Here is a 21,972-nt window from a genome sequence, read left to right as displayed (position 1 = left end):
CAAGGCGTGATAGTAGTCACAAATTGTATGAAGCTAGGTGAAGTCGGCTGAACAAAACCTAAGTGAGAAATCATAGGGTAATGGATAGGGCGGGATGCTACAAAATATCTACGGTGAGAATGTCCTAACGGACTGGCGAACTTGCGAATGTACGGGTCTAAATTATTAATACATTAGAAATGTGTATGTCGTCAATGACGACGTTATCTACCGGAAAGTAAGAGTAAAGGATGTGAAATTCGGAACATCTAACGATGAGGATGTAAAGATAACAGGCTTAAAGCAAGCACCTAAGGATATATGTATAGCTAGGTCAATCGGAACGTGGTAAACAAGAAACTGTCACCAACGCCTACTAGCGGACAGAGGCATATAAGGTTCTAACGAACCGAAATTGCTTCATTCTTGTGAAGGTGGGGACACAGTACCGAAGAAGCATGTAACGAATGTGGAGGGATAGTCCCTAGTCTTGTTCTTTGAAAACTAAATCAATTAGATGTAACTCACAGGATCGAGTAAGATGATGTGACCTTTCGTAAAGAAAGGGGAATTAATACGTTGGTGAGTACAACATTGTTTGTGATCTAGTTGCTTTAGTATAAAAGGATAAGATGGGGCGCTGTATGCGATGAAAGTCGCACGTACAGTGTTAAGCGGGGGAAAAGATGGAGATAACTTCAAAGTTTTACCTATCGCAACTACGAAAAAAGGTCCTGTTGTCTCCAACAGAACCTTTCCTAAAATGGCAAAGAGTAACTCTTACCTTACTCTTTCACTATATAATACACAAAACACGTATAGATGTGTAGAACAAGAAATTCCAATATAATTATCGTAATATATTGTTTAATAGTATATTGCCAGGGATTAATAAAAGGAATTAAATTACAGATGTTGATTTATCAATGGATCTTAATGATGCACTAGCAAATGATAGTTAATAAAATGATATTACAATAATTAAATATGAAATGTTGCATATTTAATTAAAATAGAAAGTTACAAGTAGAAAGCGAGGAATAACAATGGGACTAGGAAACCGTGGGATGGCATTTGAAATGCTTATTAATCTATCAAACGAAATGTATCAAAGAGGGGGAGTGGCGCTTATAAACAAGCGTCCAACTCCTGTGAAGGTGTTAAAGAGTAAAGGTGGCCGTGTGCTAAATGGATTCTATGAAGCTAAAAGTACAGTAGACTATGACGGCGTTTATAAAGGACGAGCAGTAGCATTTGAAGCAAAGTCAACGCAGAGTCTTACACGATTTGATTTAAGTAACATTGCACAGCATCAATTAGATTACTTGGAGAAAGCAGAGAAGATGGGAGCGGTTTGTTTCTTCCTTATAGAGTTTAGTAAAGATCAAGCGATATTTCTTGTACCGTCATCAGTAATCCAATCTTATGTAAGGATGTCTCATCAACCGAAGGGCAAGAAGTCGATACCAAGAGCAGACTTTGATATCTATGGGTATTTAGTAAATCAGACAGAACGAGCACCAGTTGATTACTTACAGTACATCGATGAAACAGGATTAATTCCAGGGGTGTTAGATGGAATGATTCAGATAGATCAGGACCATGCAAGGATTGCTAATAATATAGAAGCAGCGAAAGAGAAGATGAATAACAAGAAACGAACGTTATTAAAGGCTTAATGGATAACGGAACAACGCGCAATAGTGTGGTGGGGGCTATGTTAATGCGTGATGTTCCCTTATTCAACGAGGAGATATTAAAATTTCACGTACCTGATGTGAATGTAAAAATCAAAATTCAGAAATAGAGGGATTTACCATGACAAACATTTATCAAAACTTAGGAGAAGAAATTGAATTAATGGAGATTGAATTAAAGGACCTGAAGTTAGAGCATAAATACCTGATGAAAAACATGCATATGAACGCGCCTAAGTTCAATGGAGTAACAGACTACAGCAAGGACCGTGTAACAGGTGGACAAATTCCATTAGCATTAGATGAAATTGCAGGTCGTCATGATCGTATTATGGAGAAGCCAGAACGATTAAAACAACGTATCGCTGATAAGAAAGTATTAATGGGAGAAGCACAGTTTGTTATGAGTAAGAAGAAGGGATTAGAGCAACAAATTATTTATTTGCGTGATGTGATGGGATTCAATTTAAAACAGGTTGCTAGTGAGCTAGGTTATAGCTATGACCATATTAGAAGAGTTAGCAGCAGAATGAATAGATGCCACAACCATGCCACAACCATGCCACAACGTGATATATAGGTGGTACACTATTATTACTGAGAGGTAGCGGAAACTACTTTCAAGGTCTTGATTTCGAGATGGATTGTTTTACAAATGTGGTGATGGTTCGTTCGATTGGATGAACTGTAGTGTTCTAAAAAATATAGGTCTAAACGAGCAGAGAGCTTCCGCTCTTTGTTTGAGCCAATACAACTGAACATTCCCCTCAGTCTTGTGTGTTGGTTCAAACAAGGCGTAGGAAGAAACATATGCGTCTTGATATAAATCCTTTCCGTTGTGTAAACGAAAATGGTGAAAATGACATTAAGTAGCCGACTCTATGGAGTATAAACGAGAAGATTCTTAGTCTTCTCCCAGTCACCGACACAGGGCGTGCAGCCATACTATTGATGCGGTGATTTGGAGAAGGTTGAGAGTAATCTTGACCTTGAAAGAAGGAACTTTACCATTTGTTTTTTTCATTTCTCTCTATTGGAGATGTGAACTATGGCTGATAGTTTTATAAAACATATTTTTTGTATTATTTAATACATGTATATATAATTATATTAATACAGAGATGTTAACTTGTTAAAAATGGGGAAAGAAAAATGAAGATTAAATTTGATGCGGTTAAGGATGAAAATTTTGATTTTACTTTATTAGAAACGAGATTGCTGAAAACTTTTAAAGAAGTGGATAGTGAAGCAATAATTGAAAAGGTTGAAGATAAAATTTTTGAAAAAGATGATATGCAAACCCATTTAGCGGAGATTACTATTAATGTTATAGGAAAGAATATCGGATATAGATCAGTTTCAGCTAGTATATTTATTGTTCTAGAAAGTTTATCAATAAAGCTATTCAATATTAATATTAGTATACATTAAGCATCCATAACGGATGCTTTTTTCTTTGTTGTATAGAAATTACAAATTAAACATATTTAATGAGTCTGATAGGTATAAAGATAATCGATAATCATACAATGATATGGAAGGGTCTTTTCTAGCGTGTTAGTTACCTCAAAGTATATGTATCTTTTGGGCGCCTGGGCGAGGGTGCTTTTTTTATTGCACATTATGATAAGGACAAGCATATATTGAAGTGTGGTACAAGTTCACTCGCTTGTATCCTATTTCAATACTCATTGGAAACTCATTATCACACATTTTAGCATCTACTGACGTGGATGCTCTTTTTTATTGAACAAAATGGACATTTGAATAGACAATCTTCCTTAAAATAACCTTAATTAAACTATAGGTTTAATAATACCTGGAAATTAAATGGTATAATTTTCTAAATTAACCCAAATAAAGTTGATTTTAGAAAAGGGGTGGAGAGAAAATGTTTCAGAAGCTCAAATTTTATTTAATCAGTCTGGTGATTAGTTCAATATTAGGGGGAACTATCATAGGTGCTAACTTCTTGACCCAAAACATCTACTATTTAGTTGTGGGTGGAGAATTTCATTTTAATATGTGGTCTTCCATTATTATATTTAGCATCGTATTTGTTTCGGGTTTCGCATATATGTTGAAAGAGGGTCCAGATATACTTGTTAATGATTAATTCTATAGTTACTTTGTTAGGCGCTGCCGTGATCGGTTTAGCGTCTTGTTTGTTGTTAAGGGATGATAAGGGGTGAAATAGATTTGAAACTTAAAGATTAGATAATAATATTATTACTTTAAAATGCAGAAAGTAGACTAGTAAACAAGCTACTTTTGTTTTTAAGCATAGAATATGATGAATCTTAAAGTTAAGAGGAGGTAATCATATTTATGGGATGTAATTGTAATTCCAGACATTGCAGAGATTGTAATAGATTTTGGGATGATTTAATGTTCTGCAGACGCAGAGATAGAGATTGTGATGACCGTCGTTGTAGACGTGACCGCGACTGTGATTGTGATGAATGTCGTCGTAGACGCAATCATGATCGTGACTGTGATCGCGATAATCGTCGAGATTGGTAAATTTCTTTCAATGAGTGCGTTTCTTCACAGCGCTCTTTTTTTTGTTTATGGGTTTTCTAAATTAATACTTATTAAATACGAAGAATGTAGTTGCAATTCGGTTTAAGGTCTAACAAAACAAACGAACACAAAGAACGAAAATAGAGATAGTTAACAAAGTGAAGTTTATGCAAGAAATAACGGTGATTAGGTGCTGAAAATGGCTGTTTTAAGCCGATATATAAAATTATGAATACCTCTTATTCATAAGAAATAACGAAAGTACTGATACCAAGGTATTTCCCAGTTACCTAATTTACATAATGCATGTTAATGAGAATGAGAAGTTAACTTTCTTGTGTAAATGCGGAGAAACTTTCATTACTACTTTTGGTAGTTTTAAAAGATCAAATAAAAGACAATGTAATACATGTGGTCGTAAAAACCGTAATAAGGATACAAGATTGACACATGGTTATGTTAGGGACTTCGTAAAAAACAATTCTAAATCTGTTTTATTAAGCAAAAGTTATGAAAACGTTGATGCCCCGCTTGTTTTTTTATGTAAGTGCGGAAATGAATATACTACAACATTTTATAGGTTTAAAAATGATAAAAAACAACAATGTGATTCTTGTGGTTTTAAAAATGGAGGGATAAGCAAAAGAAAAACTATCGAAGAAGTTGCGTTGGCTGCTGCATCTAGAAATTGTGAGCTAATTACTAAAAATTATAAGAGTTCAAATCAACTACTTACATTTAGATGTAGCTGTGGAAATTTATTTAAAACAACATATTCGAGTCTAACCGGAAAATATCATCAAAAGAACAAATGTAGTAGATGTTCTAAAAGTGAAAGTAAGGGTGAAGTGAAAATTAGTCAATTCCTTACAGAACACAATTTGAAATTTGATAAACAAGTGAAGATTAAAGGGTGTGAATTTAAAAGACCTTTAAAATTTGATTTTGTTGTGTACAATACTGATGAGAAGATTAAATTTATCATTGAATATGATGGTGAACAGCATAGAAAAGCAGTAGAACATTTCGGTGGGGATGAAAAGTTCTTGAAAACAAAAAAACGAGATGAAATTAAGAATGATTTTTGTAATAAGAACAATATTCTGTTAGTTAGAATATCTGACCTTGAATTTGAGTTTATAGATGAAATATTAACAAAAATATTAAAGCAGCCATAATTTGGCTGTTTTTTATTTTAATCAAAAAGGAGATGTATAAGAATGGTTAAATATAGTTTACATGGTGGGCACAATAGCATTGTACAAGGCGCCAACTCTAAATTCGGAAGTAGAAAAGAACACATTATGGATCGTCAGGTAAAAGATGCGGTTGCAGCTAAGTTAAGAACTTTAGGTCACACTGTTTATGATGACACCGATGAGGTAGGAAGAACTCAAGCGCAAAACTTAAATAACATCGTAGCAAATTGTAACTCACATGATGTTGATTTAGTTATTTCATATCATCTAAATGCTTCAGACGGAAATGGTCATGGTGTGGAAGTACTTTATTTTGACCAAAAGGACTTAGCAGCAAAAGTATCAGCTCAACTTGCTAAAGATATTGGGTGGCGTGATCGTGGTCCAAAACAACGTACTGATTTAGCTGTACTAAAAGGAACTAAAGCACCGGCAATCCTAATCGAACTTGGATTCATCGATAATGATGATGATATGGCGAAGTGGAACGTTGATAAAATTGCTAACTCAATTGTATATGCCCTTACAGGACAAACAGTAGGGGGTTCGAATGGAGTAAATGCAGGAGGTGCAGTTCAATTGCTTAAAGTACAAACTGGAGGCGTAGGATTTAGTAATTTACAAGCTTTAACCCAAGCGATGGCTGATGCAGGTATTGACGGACAGATTGTTATTCAGAAAGACAGTATCGGTTATGCTGTAACAAACGGCTATCCATCTGGAAATATTGATAAGTTCACGGCTTGGCTGGATGAACGTAAGTGGTATTACGAATATATTAAATAAAAGTAAAAGCCGCCACCATGATGATGTGCGGCTTTTACTTTTATTCTTCTAATGTTTCTTTATTCATATCTAGATAAAACAAAAAGAGCATATCCCTTTCGGAATTGCCCTCTCACCTTAAAAGATAAATCAATTTCCTTTTAAAATTTGATCAATATCTTTCTCATTTTCACTTATTAAATCATAAAATCCTACATGAATACCTTCTTCATACAACCAACATAAATCTGTACCATAAGGAGCATCAAAAATTTCTAACATAACTGGAGCTATTTCTAATATAGAGTTCGCCCCTAATATTTGGAAATTACTAGAATCATTTACATATTCATTATCATCTTCCGAAGAGTAAATAGTCCACCCATTTAATTGAGGAATTTCTGATTTTTCCCTAAATGTATAACGTATTGATTTTCCAGCTACAACATTTTTAGAAACAATAAAGCCCCCGTAATCAGAATTATTTACTTTCATATTAACACTCCTCAATAATAGTTAATAAATCATTTCTCCAAGAATACTCTTTGGCATAATCTACACATGATTTTCCAAATTCATCTTTCAAATTATAGTTTGAACCATTTTTAATAAGTAATTTATACATGTCTTTATTGTCTTCTGTAGACAATTTATTTATCGTAATAGCATATTTCAAAGGAATAGCATTATATTTATCCAAAGCATTTATATTAATTTCATTATCAATAAGTAATCTTGTTATCTCTAATTCATATTCTATTGTTGGGCGTAAAACACAAAAATAAAACATATGCAATGCATTCCTTTTATCCTTAGCCGTAGTGTAATTAATATCAATACCCTCTTCTAGTAAAAAATTTATAATTTTAAGTTTTTCACTAGAACTTTTATTGTTAGTCATAGCCATGCACAATAAATTCATATCTAAATCACTATCAATTTGATTAATATCACCATCATAAAATTTTTTAAAATCTTCAAAAGTTCCTTCTCTAACTGCATCAAAAACATTTAATATTTTCATTCCGTCATCTTCCTAACTACTCATATTTATGACTTCTATTTACAGAGGGCTTTTCTAATCTAAAATTATCCGGATTAAACTGAAATTCTTTTAATTCTTTAAGAGTAATCTCATGATTTTTATATTTCTGAAACATATTATTATAAGTATTTCCCTCTGTATGACCAAAATCTACTTTATCTTTTCGTGCCTGTCCAGGTTTCCAGTCAAGTACCTCACTAGTATTAGGATCCCGTACAATTCCATCTGGGTCCACCTGTTTATCAAAAACATCTTTTTCAAATTCATATTTCTTTTTACCAGATAACTGTGGTCTACCATTAGGCTTTCCGTTTTTTATATATGGACCATTTTCTAAAACTTTATCCGAACCCTTAACTTTTTCAGCTATATTTACAGCCTCAGTAGCCTTAGCAGTCATTTTAACTCCTTTTCCTACTTTAGCTATTTTTCCAAAGGGTGTAAGGCCGGCTACAGCCATGACACCTGCCCCAGCACGTTCCCACCCCGAAAGTTTTTCGCCAGTAGATGGATCAATACCATCCCAAACACGACGAACATCATATTCACCACTTATTTCACCAGCAATATCTCTAGCTAATTTTTTACCATCAAAGCCATTCTCTTCAGAAGAAGGTTTACCACACATTGCACCTTCTTCTAGTGTAACATCTTGATTATCTGCATTGCGAAACTTTTCAGCGATTCGCTTCAAATCTTCTTCTACCTGTACAAGTGAATTGATAGATGTAAAAGCCTTTGGTTTGGCATCATTGAACATTTGAACGAACTGTTGATTAGAGGCTCCAATCCATTGAAAACACAAATGATCTATTTCATTACATAAATTATTATGTATAGATTCTAATGCGATTCTGGTATTACTTGCACGATTAGCAACTTCTTCTAGCATTTCAGGTGTCACTTTAATTTGAGCCATTTCTTTCCTCCCTTTTCCCAATTAAAATTATGAGATAAAAAGAAAAAAATGTAAACACAGAAATTTTAGATTAGTATAGTAATCTTTATATAAAATAAAATCTGCTTAATTTGTAAACAAAGCCTATGGATATGTGAAATAAAGAAGAGCCATCCAACAGGATGACTCTTTTCATTTAACTATTTAATTTTGCTATTCAAATAGTTTATCCATTAAGTCCTGGACTTCACGTCTTTTTTTGTCTGTTTCATTCTTATCGATTGTATACGTATCATCCTCAATAATAAGAACATCACCCTCTTTTGCAGCAGAAGGGAGTTTGGATTTAGGCACATCAATTGTTGAGTTATTAAGTTCAATAACTGCTATTTCCCCTTCGAAACGGTCAATAATCCCTCTTTGCATAATTATCTCTCCGTTCTTACAGAAATATTTGAACCATCGCTGTTAACAACTACTGTTCCATTTAAATCAGTTCTATATACCTTAACAGACATTGCAGATAACTTAGCTAAAGTTTCTTGTGTTGGATGTCCATATCGGTTACCTGCACCGGCACTGATTACAGCAATGCTTGGTTTAACTGCATCTAAAAATGGTTGAGAAGAAGAAGTCTTACTTCCGTGATGGCCAGGTTTTAATACATCAGATTTTAGGTTAGAACCATGCGCTGCAACCATATCTTTTTCACTTTTTGTCTCAGCGTCGCCAGTAAATAAGATTGATTTGCTACCGTGCGTTACTTTTAACACAGCACTCCATTCGTTTAAGTCGTCACCATATTCTTTAACAGGAGCTAAGAATTGTGAGTTTAAACCATTGATTGGTAAAGTTACACCAGTTTTTGCTTCTTTAATTGTTAATCCTTTGTTAGCTACTGCAGTTAAAAAGTCTTTATACGTTTGTGTCGTATGACTTACTTTAGGAGCGTAAACATTTTTTACATTCATAGAATAAAGGACCTCATCTAATCCGCCTACATGATCGGCATCAGGATGAGTAGCAATCATATAATCAATTGTTTGGACCCCTAATCCCTTTAGATAATTCGCCACTACTTTACCTTTTCCATTGTTACCTGCGTCAATGAGGATTGTTTCTCCACTTGGAGATTTAATAAATGTAGCATCACCTTGTCCCACATCAATATAATGAACCTCTAAGTTACCATTAGGCTTAGGAAGAGCCGGACGGAAGCTTGGTTCTAATACACGAGCCAAGAATGCAGCGAATTGCTCACGAGTTACTTTTACGTCTGGACCAAATGTACCATCAGGAAATCCAGCGGTGATATTATTTTGAGCTAGAGTTTTGATATATTGGTAACCCCAATGAGTAGATGGAACATCAGGGAAATTGACATCCGCACCTGTAGGCTTCAAATCAAAAGTTTTAACAAGAACTACTGCCATTTCTGCACGAGATAATGAGCGGTCAGGGAAGTAGTTTTTCTCACGTTGTACAATGTTATTATGTGCTAACTTATGTACAGAATCATAGTAATAGATACCTTTGGTTACATCAGAAAAAATATGATTATAGCTAGATGGTTTTTCTAATTTTAACGATAAATCTAGCATTAATGCCATTTGTCCACGAGTTACATTGTCACTTGGCTTAAAAGATCCTTCTGGAGTACCATTAATAATGCCTTTTTCTGATAAATAGTTAATCTCTTTAATCGCCCAATGGTTAGCTTGGACATCAGGGAAAGATTTAGCACTTGCAAGATTAGGAATAAATAATGTAACAATCATTACAAATGCTGTTAGTAATAAGCTTAATTTCTTCAAGAATATCGCCTCACTTTGTATGTTTTTTAACCTACTTAACCTTAGCATTTCTTACCAATAATTCAAAGTTTAATAGGATAATATAAAGTGCAGAATGGCAAAAGGAAAACATACTATATAACTACAAATGAAGCCTTTGTGTATATGAAGGTAAAATAAAAAAATGCCGAATCTTAATGGAGTATTGGCATTTTAAATGAGGTCAACGTCAAGAAGCATTAGAAAAAGCAGGACAATAATATTAAATTTGCTACCATTCGCTGCATGAATTTAGGCCTTGCACTTATGACTATTTGGTTGAGCGATTGATATGTTGTGCTGAAATGTCAATATATCTTAAAAAGGAGCTCTCTTTATCAAGAGAGCGGTTCTGGTGCAAAAAATCTATAGAACTTGGACATACTGATATTACTACTCTAGAAAAGGTGTGTGATGAGTATGAAAAAGGAAAATTTTTTCAAATGGAAGCATTATCAGCCTGATATTATTTTGTTAACGGTAAGATGGTACCTACGGTATAACCTCGGTTTTCGTGGTTTGGTGGAAATGATGAAGGAACGGGGCTTATCTATTTCTCATACCACGATTATGCGTTGGGTTCATCAGTATGGTCCTGAATTGGACAAACGAATTCGTCGTCACCTCAAGCAAACCAATGACTCTTGGAGAGTCGATGAAACATATATCAAAGTTAAAGGGCAATGGATGTACCTGTACCGTGCTGTTGATTCGAAAGGAAACACAATCGATTTTTATCTAAGCAAAACAAGAGACCAAAAGGCTGCAAAACGCTTTTTCAAGAAATCTTTGCGGTCTTTTCATGTTTCAAAGCCACGTGTTATAACAGTCAATAAGAATCCGGCTTATCCTATAGCAATTGAACAGTTGAAAAAAGAAAAAAGCATACCTGATGGTATGCAACATAGACAACAAAAGTACTTGAATAATATAGTAGAACAAGATCATCGCTTTATAAAGAAGCGTATCCGTTCTATGCTAGGGCTCAAATCTTTTGACACAGCTATATCCATTCTTTCTGGAGTAGAAGCCATGCATATGATTAAAAAAGAACAGATTGATTTACGGAACCAGTCTGTCCAAAATCAGAAAGAATTCATCCATCAATTGTTTGGACTTGCAGCATAAGATACGATTCCGTTAGGAATATATGCGCTTTATTCTCTTTTATTTTATTTTTGCACCAGAACCAAAATAACACGTGCAAACAGTTGTTGTTTATCACAATATAAGTATGTTTTAATTCAAATGCTTCTCCGGGCTGTAGTTGGTTTAAAATCTGTTTCACATCAATTTTTATGTATTCCGATTGTTTCTTAATTGCACCATTTTTAAAGCATTCGTATCTTTTCGATATGTTTTATACAGGTGATAAAGCACGAACCCAGCAGCAAGATAGTACAGGGCTTGGTTTATTTATTGCAAAAAATATTGTAGAGCAACATAACGGAACGATTTCTGCCGAAAGTAATTTAATACGAACAATATTTGAAGTAAGATTACCAGCGGACGATGGTGCTGAATCTAATTTAATAATTTAATAAAAATTTTAAGTTTACCCCACTTTTTATTTAAATAGTTTTTTCTATCCTATACGTAAGTAAGGTTAAGGAGGAAACTAGAAATGAAAAAGTGGGTATTTTTTTGCTTTTTATATTGTGCACAGTATGTGCTGGTATTTATATAGTACAATTATTTCAAAATGGCGTAGAGGTTAAGAGAGTGGAAAAAGATGATAAGGTAGCTTCTACGCATACCGAAAAGAAAGAAATTACAAAAAAGCAAATTTATAAAGGTGATCTATTACTAGTTAATAAAGATTATCCAGTTCAGAAAGATAGCATAAAATCCGATATTATAAATTTATTTCAAAATAAAGAGTTAGTAAGAGGCTATGGAGTACTTGATAGAAATCTTCGTCATTGTGAATAAATTTTTGAAGGTCGTAGATGCGGCGAAAAAAGAAGGTGTTCTTCATTTTTTGATCAGTCGTGGTTATCGAGATTTTAAAGAGCAAAGGAAGCTATATCAAAAAATGGGCTCTGATTATGCATTGCCGCAGGATATAGCAAACATAATTTAGGTTTATCACTCGATGTAGGGTCTACTCAAATGAAAATGGAGAAAGCTCCTGAAGGAAAATGGATTGAAGAAGAGGCATGGAAGTATGGTTTTGTTTTACGCTATCGATAATTTATAGAAGCCTGATAAGGAGGAGTTTTTGATGAAAAAAATGACGAAAGTCTTTTTATTTATACTAGTATTTATAAGTGCAAGTTTCTTTTTATTTAAGGTACAAGCACATAAAAATGTAACAACTGATGATTTACGTTTGAAAGGGAAAACAATTGTAATTGACCCTGGTCATGGCGGGGGAGACAGAGGAACAAAGGGAAAGAAATATGGAACAATAGAAAAAGATCTTAATTTAAAAGTAGCCCAAAATATAAAAAAAGAGTTAGAAGAGAGAACGGATGCGAAAGTCATTTTGACACGTGAAAAGGATACTAGCTTATTATCAGAGACGAAGCAAAAAGAAGAATTACAAGCACGGGTAAATATAGCTAAAAATCATTCAGCAGATCTTTACATTAGCATTCATCATGATGCTTTTGAAGATACGAGTGTGCAAGGAATAACAACTCATTATGGAGCGAATAAATGGTCAGATAAGAAATTAGCAAAGAGCATACAAAAAGCTATTTTCAATCAAGATGTAGATGCTCGAAATAGAGGCGTTAAAGGTAGTGATTATCTTATTTTAAGGGAGAATTCAACTCCAGCTGTTTTAATTGAGTTAGGATTTACTTCGAATGAAAGTGATGAGAAACGAATGAATTCAGAAGAATTCCAAACAAAATCAAAAAAAGGTATTGTTGATGGGATTATTGGATATTTTACAGCATGAACTTGTTTGTAATTAATCAATTAATGAAAAGATACAATTCTTTCATTAATATAAATAGAAAGAGTTGCATTCTTTAGAGTGAAAATCTTCCTCTTGTCTACAGGATAGTGTATTTCTTTATTAATTTCGACATCATCTGCATTTTATCTTTCTCTATTAATCTATTTATTGTAAAGGCAAGATTAAACATAATAAATCTATTAATCAAGCCTAAATATTTTAATGGTACAACTTTAAAAACCGCAAATAAGATGCTCTATACATCTAGTAATAAGTTGCATTTTCAAGGAATCGATGGTTTAAAAACTGGATTTACAGATGAAGCAGGCTATTGTTTTACAGGAACAGCAAAACAAGGTGAAAGAAGAATGATTTCTGTTGTCATGGGAACCAGTGAAGATGCCAAGCGATTTATAGAAACAAAAAAATTATTTTCATATGGGTTTCATAAAGTTTATATACCTTTTTTTTAATCTGTAAAATGTATTTTGAAATTATAATAAATAGTTAAAATGAAATTATATAAAAAACATCCCGGCAATTTATTAGATCGTTACATCACAATACGAAACAGGTTATAAAAGTGGTATCTATAAGGAGTAGATAAAATGAATAGAAAATTAATAGGCGGCTTAGTAGGGGTGAATTTTTTACTCTTCCTGTGCATATGTAATTTTTTCCTAAGTACATTTGATATTGCTAAAAGTAAAGAGAACATTCAAAGTGGTGATGGGTGGTTTATAACTATTACCTTTCCAGATGCTGTGGATGTGGTAGTGAATAAGCATAGAAAACTTCCAAGTAATTATAGACCTAATGATTTAATTGTGCCCAATGTTAAGTTTTCATTTGATGAGATTCTAGAGAAAAATTATATGCGAAAAGAATCTGCTATTGCTCTGAAAAATATCAACAAAGTGTCTATAGGCGAAATGTAGAGACGCAAGGTCAGTTACAAGCTGATAAAGTTTCTGCAAAGCCAGGGCATAGTGAACATCAAACAGGGTTAACGATGGATGTTTCTGCGGATAGTGTCAATAATACATTAGAAACTCAATTTGCTAACACAGCTGAAGGAACCTGGTTAAAAAATAATGCTCATCGTGCCGGTTTTATTATTCGTTATTTAAAAGGAAAAGAACACATTACGGGTTATTCATATGAACCATGGCATATTCGATATGTTGGTGAAATTGCTAAAGATATTTATGAAAAAAACATTACCTTAGAAGAATATCTGAACATAATAGATTAAACTGTTTATCCCCCTTACATAGGGGTTCGACCGAGATACATGTAATTTCGGGTCACATACTGTATTTCATTTCCATTATCAGGTTTTAGTGTAACAAAAAGGTATTTCATTAATAATGTTACGGATTATTTTTGATACAGTATTTTGTTACAGCTAATTCAACGGTTAAGATATTTCATATTTTTAAATATAAAATAACAAAAACGACCGTTTATGTTACAAATATCATCGAAAAACACTTATTGGTAAATAATGTATTACTATGACCTAGTTTTACACGTATCTCGGCTGAACCCCATAATAGGAACAATTTGTGCATTTTTTAAAGTGTAAATCCAATTGATCGATAGGTAATTTATTTTTATATAGCCAAATATCTACATCGAATTGTATTAGTTTTTTGATTCTTGGAAATTTCATAGCAGGAGTTTTTGATTTAATACTAACTAAATTAAGCATGAAGGACCTCCTTAATATACTTCTGATTCACCTCAATTATTTGGGTGAATCAGAAGTTTTATCCAAGTATTTAAATTTCAAATTACATCAAAGTTAAACTAAAAAAGGATATTTTGACTATTAACAAGTGAAAGTGAATTTTTCTTAAATACGAATAAAGTCATGAGTGTTTATATGGAAATCTTCTTGCTTTTGAAATATAATCACTTCAGAACAAGCTTCACTCTTTTTTATTTTGTTTATAAAGTTATTTATTTTTTTTGGATCATCATTCTCTAATTGCCAATATACTAACTCATTCTTCATCGACCAGCCTTTTAAATAATTTTCTCGGAGACCAACTACTAATAAGAGTAAATCCTTATTCTTTTTACTAATCTTTTTATATACCTTTTCTAAATTTACATATCCGAGTAGTAGTGCAAATAGCATTTCTATATCACAAGACATACTGGAAATGAAATTTTCATGTTTGGCATATGCAAATAATCTTTGCTTAATCACGGTTAAATCATAATTGCTAAACTCTAATACCATTGGGCCTCCCCAATCACCGTCAGAGATATAGCCAGTCTTTTTCCCATCTATATATACCACTGCTTGTTGAAGTGGTTCACCATCATGTCCACGCTTAATTGTGTAAGTCTTGATTTCAATTCCATTAATACTTGCCATTTTTATTCCCCCTGGTCTGTATGTTTTAATACTTAAATATTTTTCATACAATCTGAGAATAAATAGATTCAAATTTCTTGCGATCATTTATCGTTCCAGATAACTCAAATTTCAATAATACTGGTACGTTATATTTATCAGAGATAACATCTGCACTCTTTGCAAACATGTCTCCCCAATTGCGATTACCACTCGCTACAACGCCCCGTAAATGCTTGTTATTCTTAGTTAAGAAGTCTTCTACAAGTTGTGGCACTTGACCAAAACCTGTTGTGTAAGTAACGAGTATAAAATCTTCTTCAAGGAGTAAATTATCAGTAATTTTTACTGACTTTATATCAGGAAATGATTTTATAAACCGTTCAACATTACTTGTCTTAGATGCAAATGCCACTAACATAAAAGTACCCCCTTGACTATTTTTTAAAGCAGAAAAGGGGCATATTCAAATTGAATATAACCCCATTTTGAAACTATAAAATTAGGTTCTCACCCAGGTTCTAATTACTGATAGTTAGTTGTTCATATAAGTCTTCTATTATTGATTCTTTAGTTGATTCCATACCGACAGGAATAACAACTCCATATATAACCCCCTGTATTAAACCAGCTGGATAATTTGGAGTGTCTTTAAGCCTTTCTAAAAGAAATTCAGAAAATTCCTCAATTGTTTCATCATCTTGAGCGTAAAATTGAATATTTCCAAGAAGGGCTAATTCAGGTGATTCTGCACTTTGTTGCATGGGCACTAATTCTTGCATTAATGGTTGACGTATTTCTGGTAAGCAATAATCTAAAAATATTCCTATTGTCGAAATAACCGTAGTATCCATAAAAGAAGTGAAAATTAAATCTCCTTTCATGCCTAATACACGAATTGCTGCAGCTATTTGATGATAATCGTCGCTATTCACATACCCTTGAAACTCACCATTTAAATACAAACTGAATAACTCATTATTATTTTCAAACATTTTATAATTCCTCCTTATTATCCTTAATAATATTTCTATCATCTTCATAATGACTTGCTGCTGCATCTGAAAATTGGTCCAACAGAAAGTGTATTTGTCTATCTAGCAGAATAATATCGTCAAATACATGACTTCCAAAGTACATGCTAATTGATGTAATACTTTCAAAGTTAATGCTTAATTCATATTGCCCGATCTTACTGTTGAAATAGAAAGTTGATTTTTGCTGTGTATTTTGGAATTTATGGCGTACTTCTGTTTTTTCGAGAAGATTTCTTTCTTCAAGTTTCGGGGCGATAAAACGATATATCGCTTTAATTAGACTAGAAGAGAGTACTTCCATCATAAAAGTAAATATTTCTGGATTCTTTTTGTAGATACGATTATAGGAATCTAAAAAAAGCATAGTTTTTGTAAATTCAATTTTTGCTTTAGAGAACTTTTGGATTTCAGCATGTTCGTGAATTAAACAACTATCCCAGTAAGTTTCATTTAGCAGCTCAATAAAATTAGTCATCTAAACTCCCTCCATAATAAAAACTCCTCAAAATTGAGAAGTCTGGTTGTTACGCATAAATGCGTTAAATATTTTCTTACTGTGTTTCTAATAGGAATTCTTCGTAGTCATTTCTCAAAAGTAAGTATTGATTTGAGATAATTTCTTGAATGTCTTCATGTGTTAGATCCTGATTTTCAATCAGAGTCTCGTTTTTTAATTCTGGCCATGTTTTTCCGCATTGATCTAATACGAATTCATTAAAACTCATTTACTCGCTCCTTTCTAGACAATACAAAAAGCCCTTCAAGGATACTGGATAGTAAGAACTAATGCAGTTAGCATTACATTCTTATTTCAAGTAACCCGAAGGGCTTATGTGTATTGAGATTGATTTAAAAAATTAAAAAGGTGTATACAACAAATAATATCTCAAATTTCTGAAAATGTAAATTAATTATAAAGATTTCATTTTAGAGTTTGATAAATATAATTTATCACTTTAGCCAAGAAGACTCCTTCCTCAAGGAACGCGAAGTGAGTAGGTGGGAGATGAATTGGCTTCGGACAAGGGATGGCAGGAAGCCATCTTAATTGTTCGACATACATAAAGTGTTACTTCATTCACTACCTATCGAATGTATGTTTGTTGTATAATAAACGCATATCGAAATGGAGGTGAAACGAATGGTAATCAATAAAACATATAAATTTCGTATCTATCCAAATAAAGCACAAGCGACCCTAATCAATAAAACGATTGGTTGTTCTCGTTTTGTATTCAATCATTTCCTATCTCTATGGGATAATGTATACAAAGAAACAGGAAAAGGTTTAACATATGGTACATGCTCTGCCAAACTTCCTGCCATGAAGAAAGAGTTTGTTTGGCTAAAAGAAGTGGATAGTATCGCTATTCAGTCGTCTGTTCGCAACCTTGCGGATGCTTATACACGCTTTTTCAAAAAACAAAACAGTGCCCCGCGTTTTAAATCTAAGAAGAATAATGTACAATCTTACACCACAAAACAAACAAATGAAAACATTGCCGTCGTAGGAAACAAAATTAAACTACCAAAACTAGGTCTTGTTCGATTTGCCAAAAGCCGTGAAGTAAATGGCCGTATTTTAAATGCTACAGTTAGACGGAACCCTTCTGGTAAATACTTTGTGTCGTTATTAGTTGAAACAGAAGTGCAAGAACTTCCGAAAACACATTCTTACATTGGAGTGGATGTAGGGCTAAAAGATTTCGCCATTTTGTCAGATGGAACAATCTATAAAAATCCGAAGTTTTTTCGATCGTTAGAAGAGAAGTTGGCGAAAGCACAGCGTGTTCTTTCTAGAAGAATGAAAGGTTCTTCTCGCTGGAATAAACAGCGAGTAAAGGTAGCTAGAATTCATGAATACATGACAAATGCTAGAAAAGATTACTTGGACAAAATCTCAACTGAAATCATCAAAAACCACGATGTTATCGGTATAGAGGATTTGCAAGTATCGAATATGTTAAAGAATCATAAGTTAGCAAAAGCAATTAGTGAGGTATCATGGTCACAGTTTCGAGCCATGTTGGAATACAAAGCAAAATGGTACGGCAAACAAGTCATTGTCGTATCGAAAACATTTGCTTCCAGCCAATTATGTTCTTGTTGTGGCTATCAAAACAAAGACGTTAAAAATCTAAACCTACGTAAATGGGACTGCCCTTCTTGTCGTACACACCATGATAGGGATATTAACGCAAGTATCAATCTAAAGAATGAAGCGATAAGGCTTCTAACCGCAAGGACTGTGGAGCTAGCCTAATAAATTAGAGTTCGATAGAACTCTTTACTTAGGAATCCCCCTCTTCTAAACGAAGTGAAAGTGGGGGTGGTTCAAAAGAAGTAAATATGAAAAAGTTAGAGAATTATCTTAGTTATTAAATAGATTCTGCCTATACTTTAAGTAGAGCCTAATTTATTAAATTTAAATAGTTTATATGTTTATATATAGAATTTTGAAGGAGGTATATTGTAAATGATTCCAACGTCAACATATGTGGCTAAATGGGTATTAGATGACTTAACACTTGCATCAAGACCAAACCAGGGAATCAAACTAAGCACATTTAAAAAGTTAGAGAAACTTTATGCAGAATACAGTGAAATGATTGAGGGCGATACTAGTTTTGAAATCACACATTATCTTTTAGAGTTTATCAACCCGCATAATCTTTTTGTAGTAAGAGAGGGTTACTATATATTTGATAATAAAACAATGAGATTGATTAAAGTATCAGATGATATTCATTTTTCAAATCAAAGCTTAGCGTACTGTAATAACGGAGTTGCAGTAGATTTAATAAACGGAAAAATGCACTTTTTAGAAGGGCATTATTATAAAGTTAAGACCTCATATGTTGATTTATTAAAAGGAGAAACTATTCCAGTAATGGTACTAAGTCATTTAGATAATAATGTTGGAGTATCAGTTCCTTTGAAAATGTTTAATGAGGAAAGAACTTTTAAAATTTCAGAGAGTTATATAGTTGATCTTACCTCTAAGAATTGCAACAACGAGAGTGAATTTAACGAAAAGGGAAACGTAATACGATTTCTAAAACCTACTATAGTGTAGTTAAGGATATATGGTAATTAAATTCATAATGGGTTCAAGAGGGTGAAAAAGGTGCCATTTGTAATGTATACAGCTTTTCGAGTTAAAGTAATTATAAAGGACAAATATAAACAATTGGTGGAATTAATAAATACAGGAAGCTGGGAAGAAGCAGCTTTAAAATTTCCATTCGTTAAAGAATATACAAAAGTTAATCAAAGTAAGACCATTCCATTTACTAAGAAACAGATAAATGAAGCATTAGCAGAAGATGACTTTCTATATATGAGGTCTCACAGAGGAAACTGGGAAGAAGAGAGTAATTATTATACAAATTTAAAAGGTAATGAATGGTCATTTATAGCTATTATAAAGAACTACAGAGATACAGAACATAACGTAATACCTATTACATCATTTATGAATGTAATTTTAAGGGAAGTAGTTTCACATATTAAAAAGATAGAAGTTTGGTATGGTGAGGATGATGATCCGGAAGAATATGTTTTTATAAATAAAGAATTTAAAAAGAAATTGTAGCAGAAATGCGATATTGCTGCAAATATTGATTTTATAAATAGAAGAAACCCACACACTTTGAAAAAGTTTAATCAAAATGTGTGGGTTTTAATTTTGAATTCCTTAATTTTTTATAAAAAAGATTGATTATTTTATGTGGTCTACTTAAATAAACGCAGCTGTTAGTTTAACTATATTCCTTCATGATTAGTATATAAATTTCACTTTTTAAAAGAAACATTTTGTTCGATCGTCTAACAGAACAAGATAAAAAAACTAGCTCATATTAGTAATTTTTCCTGTTCCTGTTGATAAATATAAAAATACTGCCTAGCACACTTAATGAAAGCACAAAATATAACAATAAATCAGGTAGAAATTCTGAAGGAACAATATCTATCGATTGAAAAATAATAATGGCAATGATACCTAAATATAGGATGTTGTACAACAAATTATTTGTTTTATATTGAATTTCTCTCCCTCTTTCGTCTTTTGCTTCATCACTTGATTGAAATTTTATTACATACATCTGACTGATGAATATTAAAACTAAAAATAAAGATTTTAACCACAACATATGTCTCACTCCTCCTGATAATCGAACACGTCAGTTATTGACTTTTCAAATATATTTGCAATTTTAAAAGCAAGAATTAGAGAAGGATTGTATTTATTTTTTTCAAGAGTAGCGATAGTTTGACGACTGACACCCACTCTTTTTGCCAGTTCTTCTTGAGTCCAACCTTTTTCTGCTCGACAAACTACAATTTTATTTTGTAACAATAGCAACACCTCTTGAAAAGATTGTAATGTATTTCTTGCAATTCGTAAAGTATTTTTGACAAAATGTTTCTTATAATTAAAAATACTCACAAAAAATATCCCTATATACAAAGGGATAAAGCGGTGCAACTTTTTTATAAACGATATAACTTTCTTTGAAACGGTACATCTTTTTTTATAAACAGTACGACTTTATTTCAACGGTGCATTTTTACCTTTTTATAAACGATTAAACTAAATAAAAATATAAATAAGTAAGAAAGTGGAATGAAATGTATCTAAAATTATAGAATTTTTAACAAAATTTCATAATTATGTTATATAATGATGTTAACAAACCATATTTTAGGCATTACCCCTGATTGTGTAGAATGTATATTTTATTTTGATGAGCTAAAATATTTAGCTAAAAGAACTTGTAGCGGGGCCTGCTACAAGTTCTTTTATTTTGAGAATTACTTTTCAGTAAATGAAAATACGAAAAAAAAGGAGGGAATACAAGTATGATAAGAAATTTAAAGAAAGAAGCACTTAATTCGTTAGATGGAAAATGGGGAGTGGGTATAGGAGTATCAGCGTTATACTATTTTGTACCAACTCTAAGTGCATCAGCGATCGCTAGTTTCATGTATTTAATAGTTGGCCTGTTTATTGGGGTAATTGGCTTGGATGTGTTCTTTATTTATTCAATTGGTGGGCAACCACAAGTAGATCCAACAGCACTAGTTTTACTTATTCTAAGTTATACATTTTTAGGACTTATTTGTTTCTTAATTTACAGTTCCATACAAGGTATCTTTAACTATGGATATTCTGTTTTCACCTTACATTTAGGTAAAAATGAAGATGCTAAAGTGGATGATGTATTTTTGGGGTTTAAGAAGAACAATTTGTTTAAGTCAATAAAATTGGGTCTGTTGCAGGCTATTTTTCTTTTTTTGTGGAGTCTTTTATTAATTATTCCAGGTATTATTAAATATTTTTCTTATTCCATGGCATATTACATATTAATAGAGAACCCTGATTATACAGCAAGTGAAGCATTAAGGGAGAGTAAAAAAATAATGAAAGGACATAAGTTAAAGTTATTTGTTCTTTGGTTATCTTTTATTGGGTGGTTTTTATTAGCCGCATTTATAGGAATGTTTACATTTAATCTATCATTTATTTTCATTTCTCCTTATTACAACACAACTGTCTCACATTTTTACTTAGATTTAATTAAAAAACAGGATGTTGGAGAAGCCAAATGTGTTTATAATAAAACTGATGATAAATAATAGTCATAAGAGCCTCACCATTTCCATAGGATGGTGAGGCTTTTTAATGCATAAAGAAAAGACACCCATATATGATATTAT

Annotated in this window: 26 protein-coding genes and 5 pseudogenes; 18 read left to right on the top strand and 13 right to left on the bottom strand. The window is 32.6% G+C overall.

The features are described from left to right. The first annotated feature begins 628 nt into the window (after positions 1-628). From FT637_RS30130 to FT637_RS26395, 8 genes are all read left to right on the top strand, one after another. A complete protein-coding gene (locus FT637_RS30130) occupies positions 629-829 on the top strand; it encodes a hypothetical protein (protein WP_227493973.1) in 201 nt (66 codons plus the stop codon). Positions 830-1,025: 196 nt separating this feature from the next. Continuing rightward, positions 1,026-1,658, top strand: a complete 633-nt coding sequence (locus FT637_RS26425) for a Holliday junction resolvase RecU (protein WP_193648786.1) — start codon at positions 1,026-1,028, stop codon at positions 1,656-1,658. A gap of 139 nt (positions 1,659-1,797) precedes the next feature. After that, entirely contained in the window at positions 1,798-2,256 is a 459-nt protein-coding gene (locus FT637_RS26420) for a hypothetical protein (RefSeq protein ID WP_193648785.1), read from the top strand. Between the two features lie 572 nt (positions 2,257-2,828). Next, the gene (locus tag FT637_RS26415; RefSeq protein WP_193648784.1) at positions 2,829-3,107 is read left to right on the top strand and encodes a hypothetical protein; all 279 of its coding nucleotides are present in this window, start codon (positions 2,829-2,831) and stop codon (positions 3,105-3,107) included. A 460-nt stretch (positions 3,108-3,567) separates the two neighbouring features. After that, positions 3,568-3,792, top strand: coding sequence for a hypothetical protein (locus FT637_RS26410; RefSeq protein ID WP_193648783.1), 225 nt, complete (start codon positions 3,568-3,570; stop codon positions 3,790-3,792). A 212-nt stretch (positions 3,793-4,004) separates the two neighbouring features. Continuing rightward, a complete protein-coding gene (locus FT637_RS26405; protein WP_193648782.1) occupies positions 4,005-4,199 on the top strand; it encodes a hypothetical protein in 195 nt (64 codons plus the stop codon). A gap of 302 nt (positions 4,200-4,501) precedes the next feature. Continuing rightward, positions 4,502-5,377 (top strand): DUF2726 domain-containing protein, encoded by an 876-nt coding sequence (locus tag FT637_RS26400; RefSeq protein ID WP_193648781.1) that lies wholly within the window; start codon positions 4,502-4,504, stop codon positions 5,375-5,377. A gap of 42 nt (positions 5,378-5,419) precedes the next feature. Continuing rightward, complete coding sequence (locus FT637_RS26395; protein WP_193648780.1) at positions 5,420-6,184, top strand: N-acetylmuramoyl-L-alanine amidase; 765 nt, start codon at positions 5,420-5,422, stop codon at positions 6,182-6,184. Between the two features lie 129 nt (positions 6,185-6,313). On the opposite strand, the gene FT637_RS26390 is transcribed toward FT637_RS26395, so the two are convergent. From FT637_RS26390 to FT637_RS26370, 5 genes are all read right to left on the bottom strand, one after another. Then, entirely contained in the window at positions 6,314-6,658 is a 345-nt protein-coding gene (locus tag FT637_RS26390; protein WP_193648779.1) for a DUF2185 domain-containing protein, read from the bottom strand. A 1-nt stretch (position 6,659) separates the two neighbouring features. After that, positions 6,660-7,187, bottom strand: coding sequence for an ankyrin repeat domain-containing protein (locus FT637_RS26385; RefSeq protein ID WP_193648778.1), 528 nt, complete (start codon positions 7,185-7,187; stop codon positions 6,660-6,662). 16 nt (positions 7,188-7,203) lie between these two features. Then, positions 7,204-8,127, bottom strand: a complete 924-nt coding sequence (locus FT637_RS26380; protein WP_193648777.1) for a WXG100 family type VII secretion target — start codon at positions 8,125-8,127, stop codon at positions 7,204-7,206. A gap of 192 nt (positions 8,128-8,319) precedes the next feature. Further along, a complete protein-coding gene (locus FT637_RS26375) occupies positions 8,320-8,532 on the bottom strand; it encodes a DUF3006 domain-containing protein (RefSeq protein WP_193648776.1) in 213 nt (70 codons plus the stop codon). Positions 8,533-8,534: 2 nt separating this feature from the next. Further along, complete coding sequence (locus FT637_RS26370; RefSeq protein ID WP_193648775.1) at positions 8,535-9,920, bottom strand: S-layer homology domain-containing protein; 1,386 nt, start codon at positions 9,918-9,920, stop codon at positions 8,535-8,537. A 438-nt stretch (positions 9,921-10,358) separates the two neighbouring features. On the opposite strand from FT637_RS26370, the gene FT637_RS26365 reads away from it, so the two are divergent. After that, positions 10,359-11,066 carry an IS6 family transposase gene (locus FT637_RS26365; protein ID WP_193648774.1) on the top strand — a complete coding sequence of 236 codons (708 nt, stop codon included), beginning with the start codon at positions 10,359-10,361 and terminating at the stop codon, positions 11,064-11,066. A 65-nt stretch (positions 11,067-11,131) separates the two neighbouring features. On the opposite strand, the pseudogene FT637_RS26360 reads toward FT637_RS26365, so the two are convergent. After that, positions 11,132-11,280: pseudogene (locus FT637_RS26360) on the bottom strand (IS4 family transposase); the annotation flags it as partial. 1 nt (position 11,281) lies between these two features. On the opposite strand from FT637_RS26360, the pseudogene FT637_RS26355 reads away from it, so the two are divergent. From FT637_RS26355 to FT637_RS26335, 5 genes and pseudogenes are all read left to right on the top strand, one after another. Then, positions 11,282-11,479 (top strand): annotated as a pseudogene (locus FT637_RS26355) (ATP-binding protein); the annotation flags it as partial. A gap of 83 nt (positions 11,480-11,562) precedes the next feature. Then, positions 11,563-12,125 (top strand): annotated as a pseudogene (locus FT637_RS26350) (M15 family metallopeptidase); the annotation flags it as partial. Between the two features lie 37 nt (positions 12,126-12,162). Further along, entirely contained in the window at positions 12,163-12,846 is a 684-nt protein-coding gene (locus FT637_RS26345) for an N-acetylmuramoyl-L-alanine amidase family protein (RefSeq protein WP_193648773.1), read from the top strand. Between the two features lie 224 nt (positions 12,847-13,070). Continuing rightward, positions 13,071-13,319 (top strand): annotated as a pseudogene (locus tag FT637_RS26340) (D-alanyl-D-alanine carboxypeptidase); the annotation flags it as partial. A 135-nt stretch (positions 13,320-13,454) separates the two neighbouring features. Further along, a pseudogene (locus tag FT637_RS26335) lies at positions 13,455-14,101 on the top strand (D-alanyl-D-alanine carboxypeptidase family protein). Between the two features lie 603 nt (positions 14,102-14,704). On the opposite strand, the gene FT637_RS26330 reads toward FT637_RS26335, so the two are convergent. From FT637_RS26330 to FT637_RS26310, 5 genes are all read right to left on the bottom strand, one after another. Beyond that, positions 14,705-15,235, bottom strand: coding sequence for a hypothetical protein (locus FT637_RS26330; protein ID WP_193648772.1), 531 nt, complete (start codon positions 15,233-15,235; stop codon positions 14,705-14,707). A 43-nt stretch (positions 15,236-15,278) separates the two neighbouring features. Next, positions 15,279-15,635 carry a class Ib ribonucleoside-diphosphate reductase assembly flavoprotein NrdI gene (nrdI, locus tag FT637_RS26325; protein WP_193648771.1) on the bottom strand — a complete coding sequence of 119 codons (357 nt, stop codon included), beginning with the start codon at positions 15,633-15,635 and terminating at the stop codon, positions 15,279-15,281. A gap of 100 nt (positions 15,636-15,735) precedes the next feature. After that, positions 15,736-16,209, bottom strand: coding sequence for a hypothetical protein (locus FT637_RS26320; RefSeq protein ID WP_193648770.1), 474 nt, complete (start codon positions 16,207-16,209; stop codon positions 15,736-15,738). A gap of 1 nt (position 16,210) precedes the next feature. Then, positions 16,211-16,726 carry a hypothetical protein gene (locus FT637_RS26315; RefSeq protein ID WP_193648769.1) on the bottom strand — a complete coding sequence of 172 codons (516 nt, stop codon included), beginning with the start codon at positions 16,724-16,726 and terminating at the stop codon, positions 16,211-16,213. Positions 16,727-16,802: 76 nt separating this feature from the next. Further along, positions 16,803-16,976, bottom strand: coding sequence for a hypothetical protein (locus tag FT637_RS26310; RefSeq protein WP_193648768.1), 174 nt, complete (start codon positions 16,974-16,976; stop codon positions 16,803-16,805). A 416-nt stretch (positions 16,977-17,392) separates the two neighbouring features. On the opposite strand from FT637_RS26310, the gene tnpB reads away from it, so the two are divergent. The 3 genes from tnpB to FT637_RS26295 all read left to right on the top strand — a co-directional run bounded on the left by tnpB (position 17,393) and on the right by FT637_RS26295 (position 19,846). After that, positions 17,393-18,514, top strand: coding sequence for an IS200/IS605 family element RNA-guided endonuclease TnpB (tnpB, locus tag FT637_RS26305; RefSeq protein WP_193648767.1), 1,122 nt, complete (start codon positions 17,393-17,395; stop codon positions 18,512-18,514). Between the two features lie 213 nt (positions 18,515-18,727). Beyond that, on the top strand, positions 18,728-19,327 hold the full coding sequence (locus FT637_RS26300; protein WP_193648766.1) for a hypothetical protein: 600 nt from the start codon (positions 18,728-18,730) through the stop codon (positions 19,325-19,327). A gap of 63 nt (positions 19,328-19,390) precedes the next feature. Continuing rightward, positions 19,391-19,846: a hypothetical protein gene (locus FT637_RS26295; protein ID WP_193648808.1), complete on the top strand. Its 456-nt coding sequence runs from the start codon at positions 19,391-19,393 to the stop codon at positions 19,844-19,846. Between the two features lie 265 nt (positions 19,847-20,111). Here the strand turns inward: FT637_RS26295 and FT637_RS26290 are convergent, their stop codons facing one another. After that, the gene (locus FT637_RS26290) at positions 20,112-20,405 is read right to left on the bottom strand and encodes a hypothetical protein (RefSeq protein WP_002192061.1); all 294 of its coding nucleotides are present in this window, start codon (positions 20,403-20,405) and stop codon (positions 20,112-20,114) included. A gap of 5 nt (positions 20,406-20,410) precedes the next feature. Continuing rightward, positions 20,411-20,611, bottom strand: coding sequence for a helix-turn-helix transcriptional regulator (locus tag FT637_RS26285; RefSeq protein WP_141523320.1), 201 nt, complete (start codon positions 20,609-20,611; stop codon positions 20,411-20,413). A 503-nt stretch (positions 20,612-21,114) separates the two neighbouring features. On the opposite strand from FT637_RS26285, the gene FT637_RS26280 reads away from it, so the two are divergent. Next, a complete protein-coding gene (locus FT637_RS26280) occupies positions 21,115-21,891 on the top strand; it encodes a DUF975 family protein (protein WP_193648765.1) in 777 nt (258 codons plus the stop codon). The last annotated feature ends 81 nt before the right edge of the window (positions 21,892-21,972 follow it).

It is taken from the genome of Bacillus cereus, assembly GCF_015071065.1.
Classification (GTDB): domain Bacteria; phylum Bacillota; class Bacilli; order Bacillales; family Bacillaceae_G; genus Bacillus_A; species Bacillus_A cereus_BA.
The sequence above is the reverse complement of the archived record's forward strand: the minus strand, read 5'-3'. Positions and strand labels throughout refer to the sequence as shown.

Excerpts from the sequence above, each read along its gene's own strand:
- FT637_RS30130 (WP_227493973.1), top strand. The coding sequence starts at position 629 with ATGAAAGTCGCACGTACAGTGTTAAGCGGGGGAAAAGATGGAGATAAC.
- FT637_RS26425 (WP_193648786.1), top strand. The coding sequence starts at position 1,026 with ATGGGACTAGGAAACCGTGGGATGGCATTTGAAATGCTTATTAATCTA.
- FT637_RS26420 (WP_193648785.1), top strand. The coding sequence starts at position 1,798 with ATGACAAACATTTATCAAAACTTAGGAGAAGAAATTGAATTAATGGAG.
- FT637_RS26415 (WP_193648784.1), top strand. The coding sequence starts at position 2,829 with ATGAAGATTAAATTTGATGCGGTTAAGGATGAAAATTTTGATTTTACT.
- FT637_RS26410 (WP_193648783.1), top strand. The coding sequence starts at position 3,568 with ATGTTTCAGAAGCTCAAATTTTATTTAATCAGTCTGGTGATTAGTTCA.
- FT637_RS26405 (WP_193648782.1), top strand. The coding sequence starts at position 4,005 with ATGGGATGTAATTGTAATTCCAGACATTGCAGAGATTGTAATAGATTT.
- FT637_RS26400 (WP_193648781.1), top strand. The coding sequence starts at position 4,502 with ATGCATGTTAATGAGAATGAGAAGTTAACTTTCTTGTGTAAATGCGGA.
- FT637_RS26395 (WP_193648780.1), top strand. The coding sequence starts at position 5,420 with ATGGTTAAATATAGTTTACATGGTGGGCACAATAGCATTGTACAAGGC.
- FT637_RS26390 (WP_193648779.1), bottom strand. The coding sequence starts at position 6,658 with ATGAAAGTAAATAATTCTGATTACGGGGGCTTTATTGTTTCTAAAAAT.
- FT637_RS26385 (WP_193648778.1), bottom strand. The coding sequence starts at position 7,187 with ATGAAAATATTAAATGTTTTTGATGCAGTTAGAGAAGGAACTTTTGAA.
- FT637_RS26380 (WP_193648777.1), bottom strand. The coding sequence starts at position 8,127 with ATGGCTCAAATTAAAGTGACACCTGAAATGCTAGAAGAAGTTGCTAAT.
- FT637_RS26375 (WP_193648776.1), bottom strand. The coding sequence starts at position 8,532 with ATGCAAAGAGGGATTATTGACCGTTTCGAAGGGGAAATAGCAGTTATT.
- FT637_RS26365 (WP_193648774.1), top strand. The coding sequence starts at position 10,359 with ATGAAAAAGGAAAATTTTTTCAAATGGAAGCATTATCAGCCTGATATT.
- FT637_RS26345 (WP_193648773.1), top strand. The coding sequence starts at position 12,163 with ATGAAAAAAATGACGAAAGTCTTTTTATTTATACTAGTATTTATAAGT.
- FT637_RS26330 (WP_193648772.1), bottom strand. The coding sequence starts at position 15,235 with ATGGCAAGTATTAATGGAATTGAAATCAAGACTTACACAATTAAGCGT.
- nrdI (WP_193648771.1), bottom strand. The coding sequence starts at position 15,635 with ATGTTAGTGGCATTTGCATCTAAGACAAGTAATGTTGAACGGTTTATA.
- FT637_RS26320 (WP_193648770.1), bottom strand. The coding sequence starts at position 16,209 with ATGTTTGAAAATAATAATGAGTTATTCAGTTTGTATTTAAATGGTGAG.
- FT637_RS26315 (WP_193648769.1), bottom strand. The coding sequence starts at position 16,726 with ATGACTAATTTTATTGAGCTGCTAAATGAAACTTACTGGGATAGTTGT.
- FT637_RS26310 (WP_193648768.1), bottom strand. The coding sequence starts at position 16,976 with ATGAGTTTTAATGAATTCGTATTAGATCAATGCGGAAAAACATGGCCA.
- tnpB (WP_193648767.1), top strand. The coding sequence starts at position 17,393 with ATGGTAATCAATAAAACATATAAATTTCGTATCTATCCAAATAAAGCA.
- FT637_RS26300 (WP_193648766.1), top strand. The coding sequence starts at position 18,728 with ATGATTCCAACGTCAACATATGTGGCTAAATGGGTATTAGATGACTTA.
- FT637_RS26295 (WP_193648808.1), top strand. The coding sequence starts at position 19,391 with ATGTATACAGCTTTTCGAGTTAAAGTAATTATAAAGGACAAATATAAA.
- FT637_RS26290 (WP_002192061.1), bottom strand. The coding sequence starts at position 20,405 with ATGTTGTGGTTAAAATCTTTATTTTTAGTTTTAATATTCATCAGTCAG.
- FT637_RS26280 (WP_193648765.1), top strand. The coding sequence starts at position 21,115 with ATGATAAGAAATTTAAAGAAAGAAGCACTTAATTCGTTAGATGGAAAA.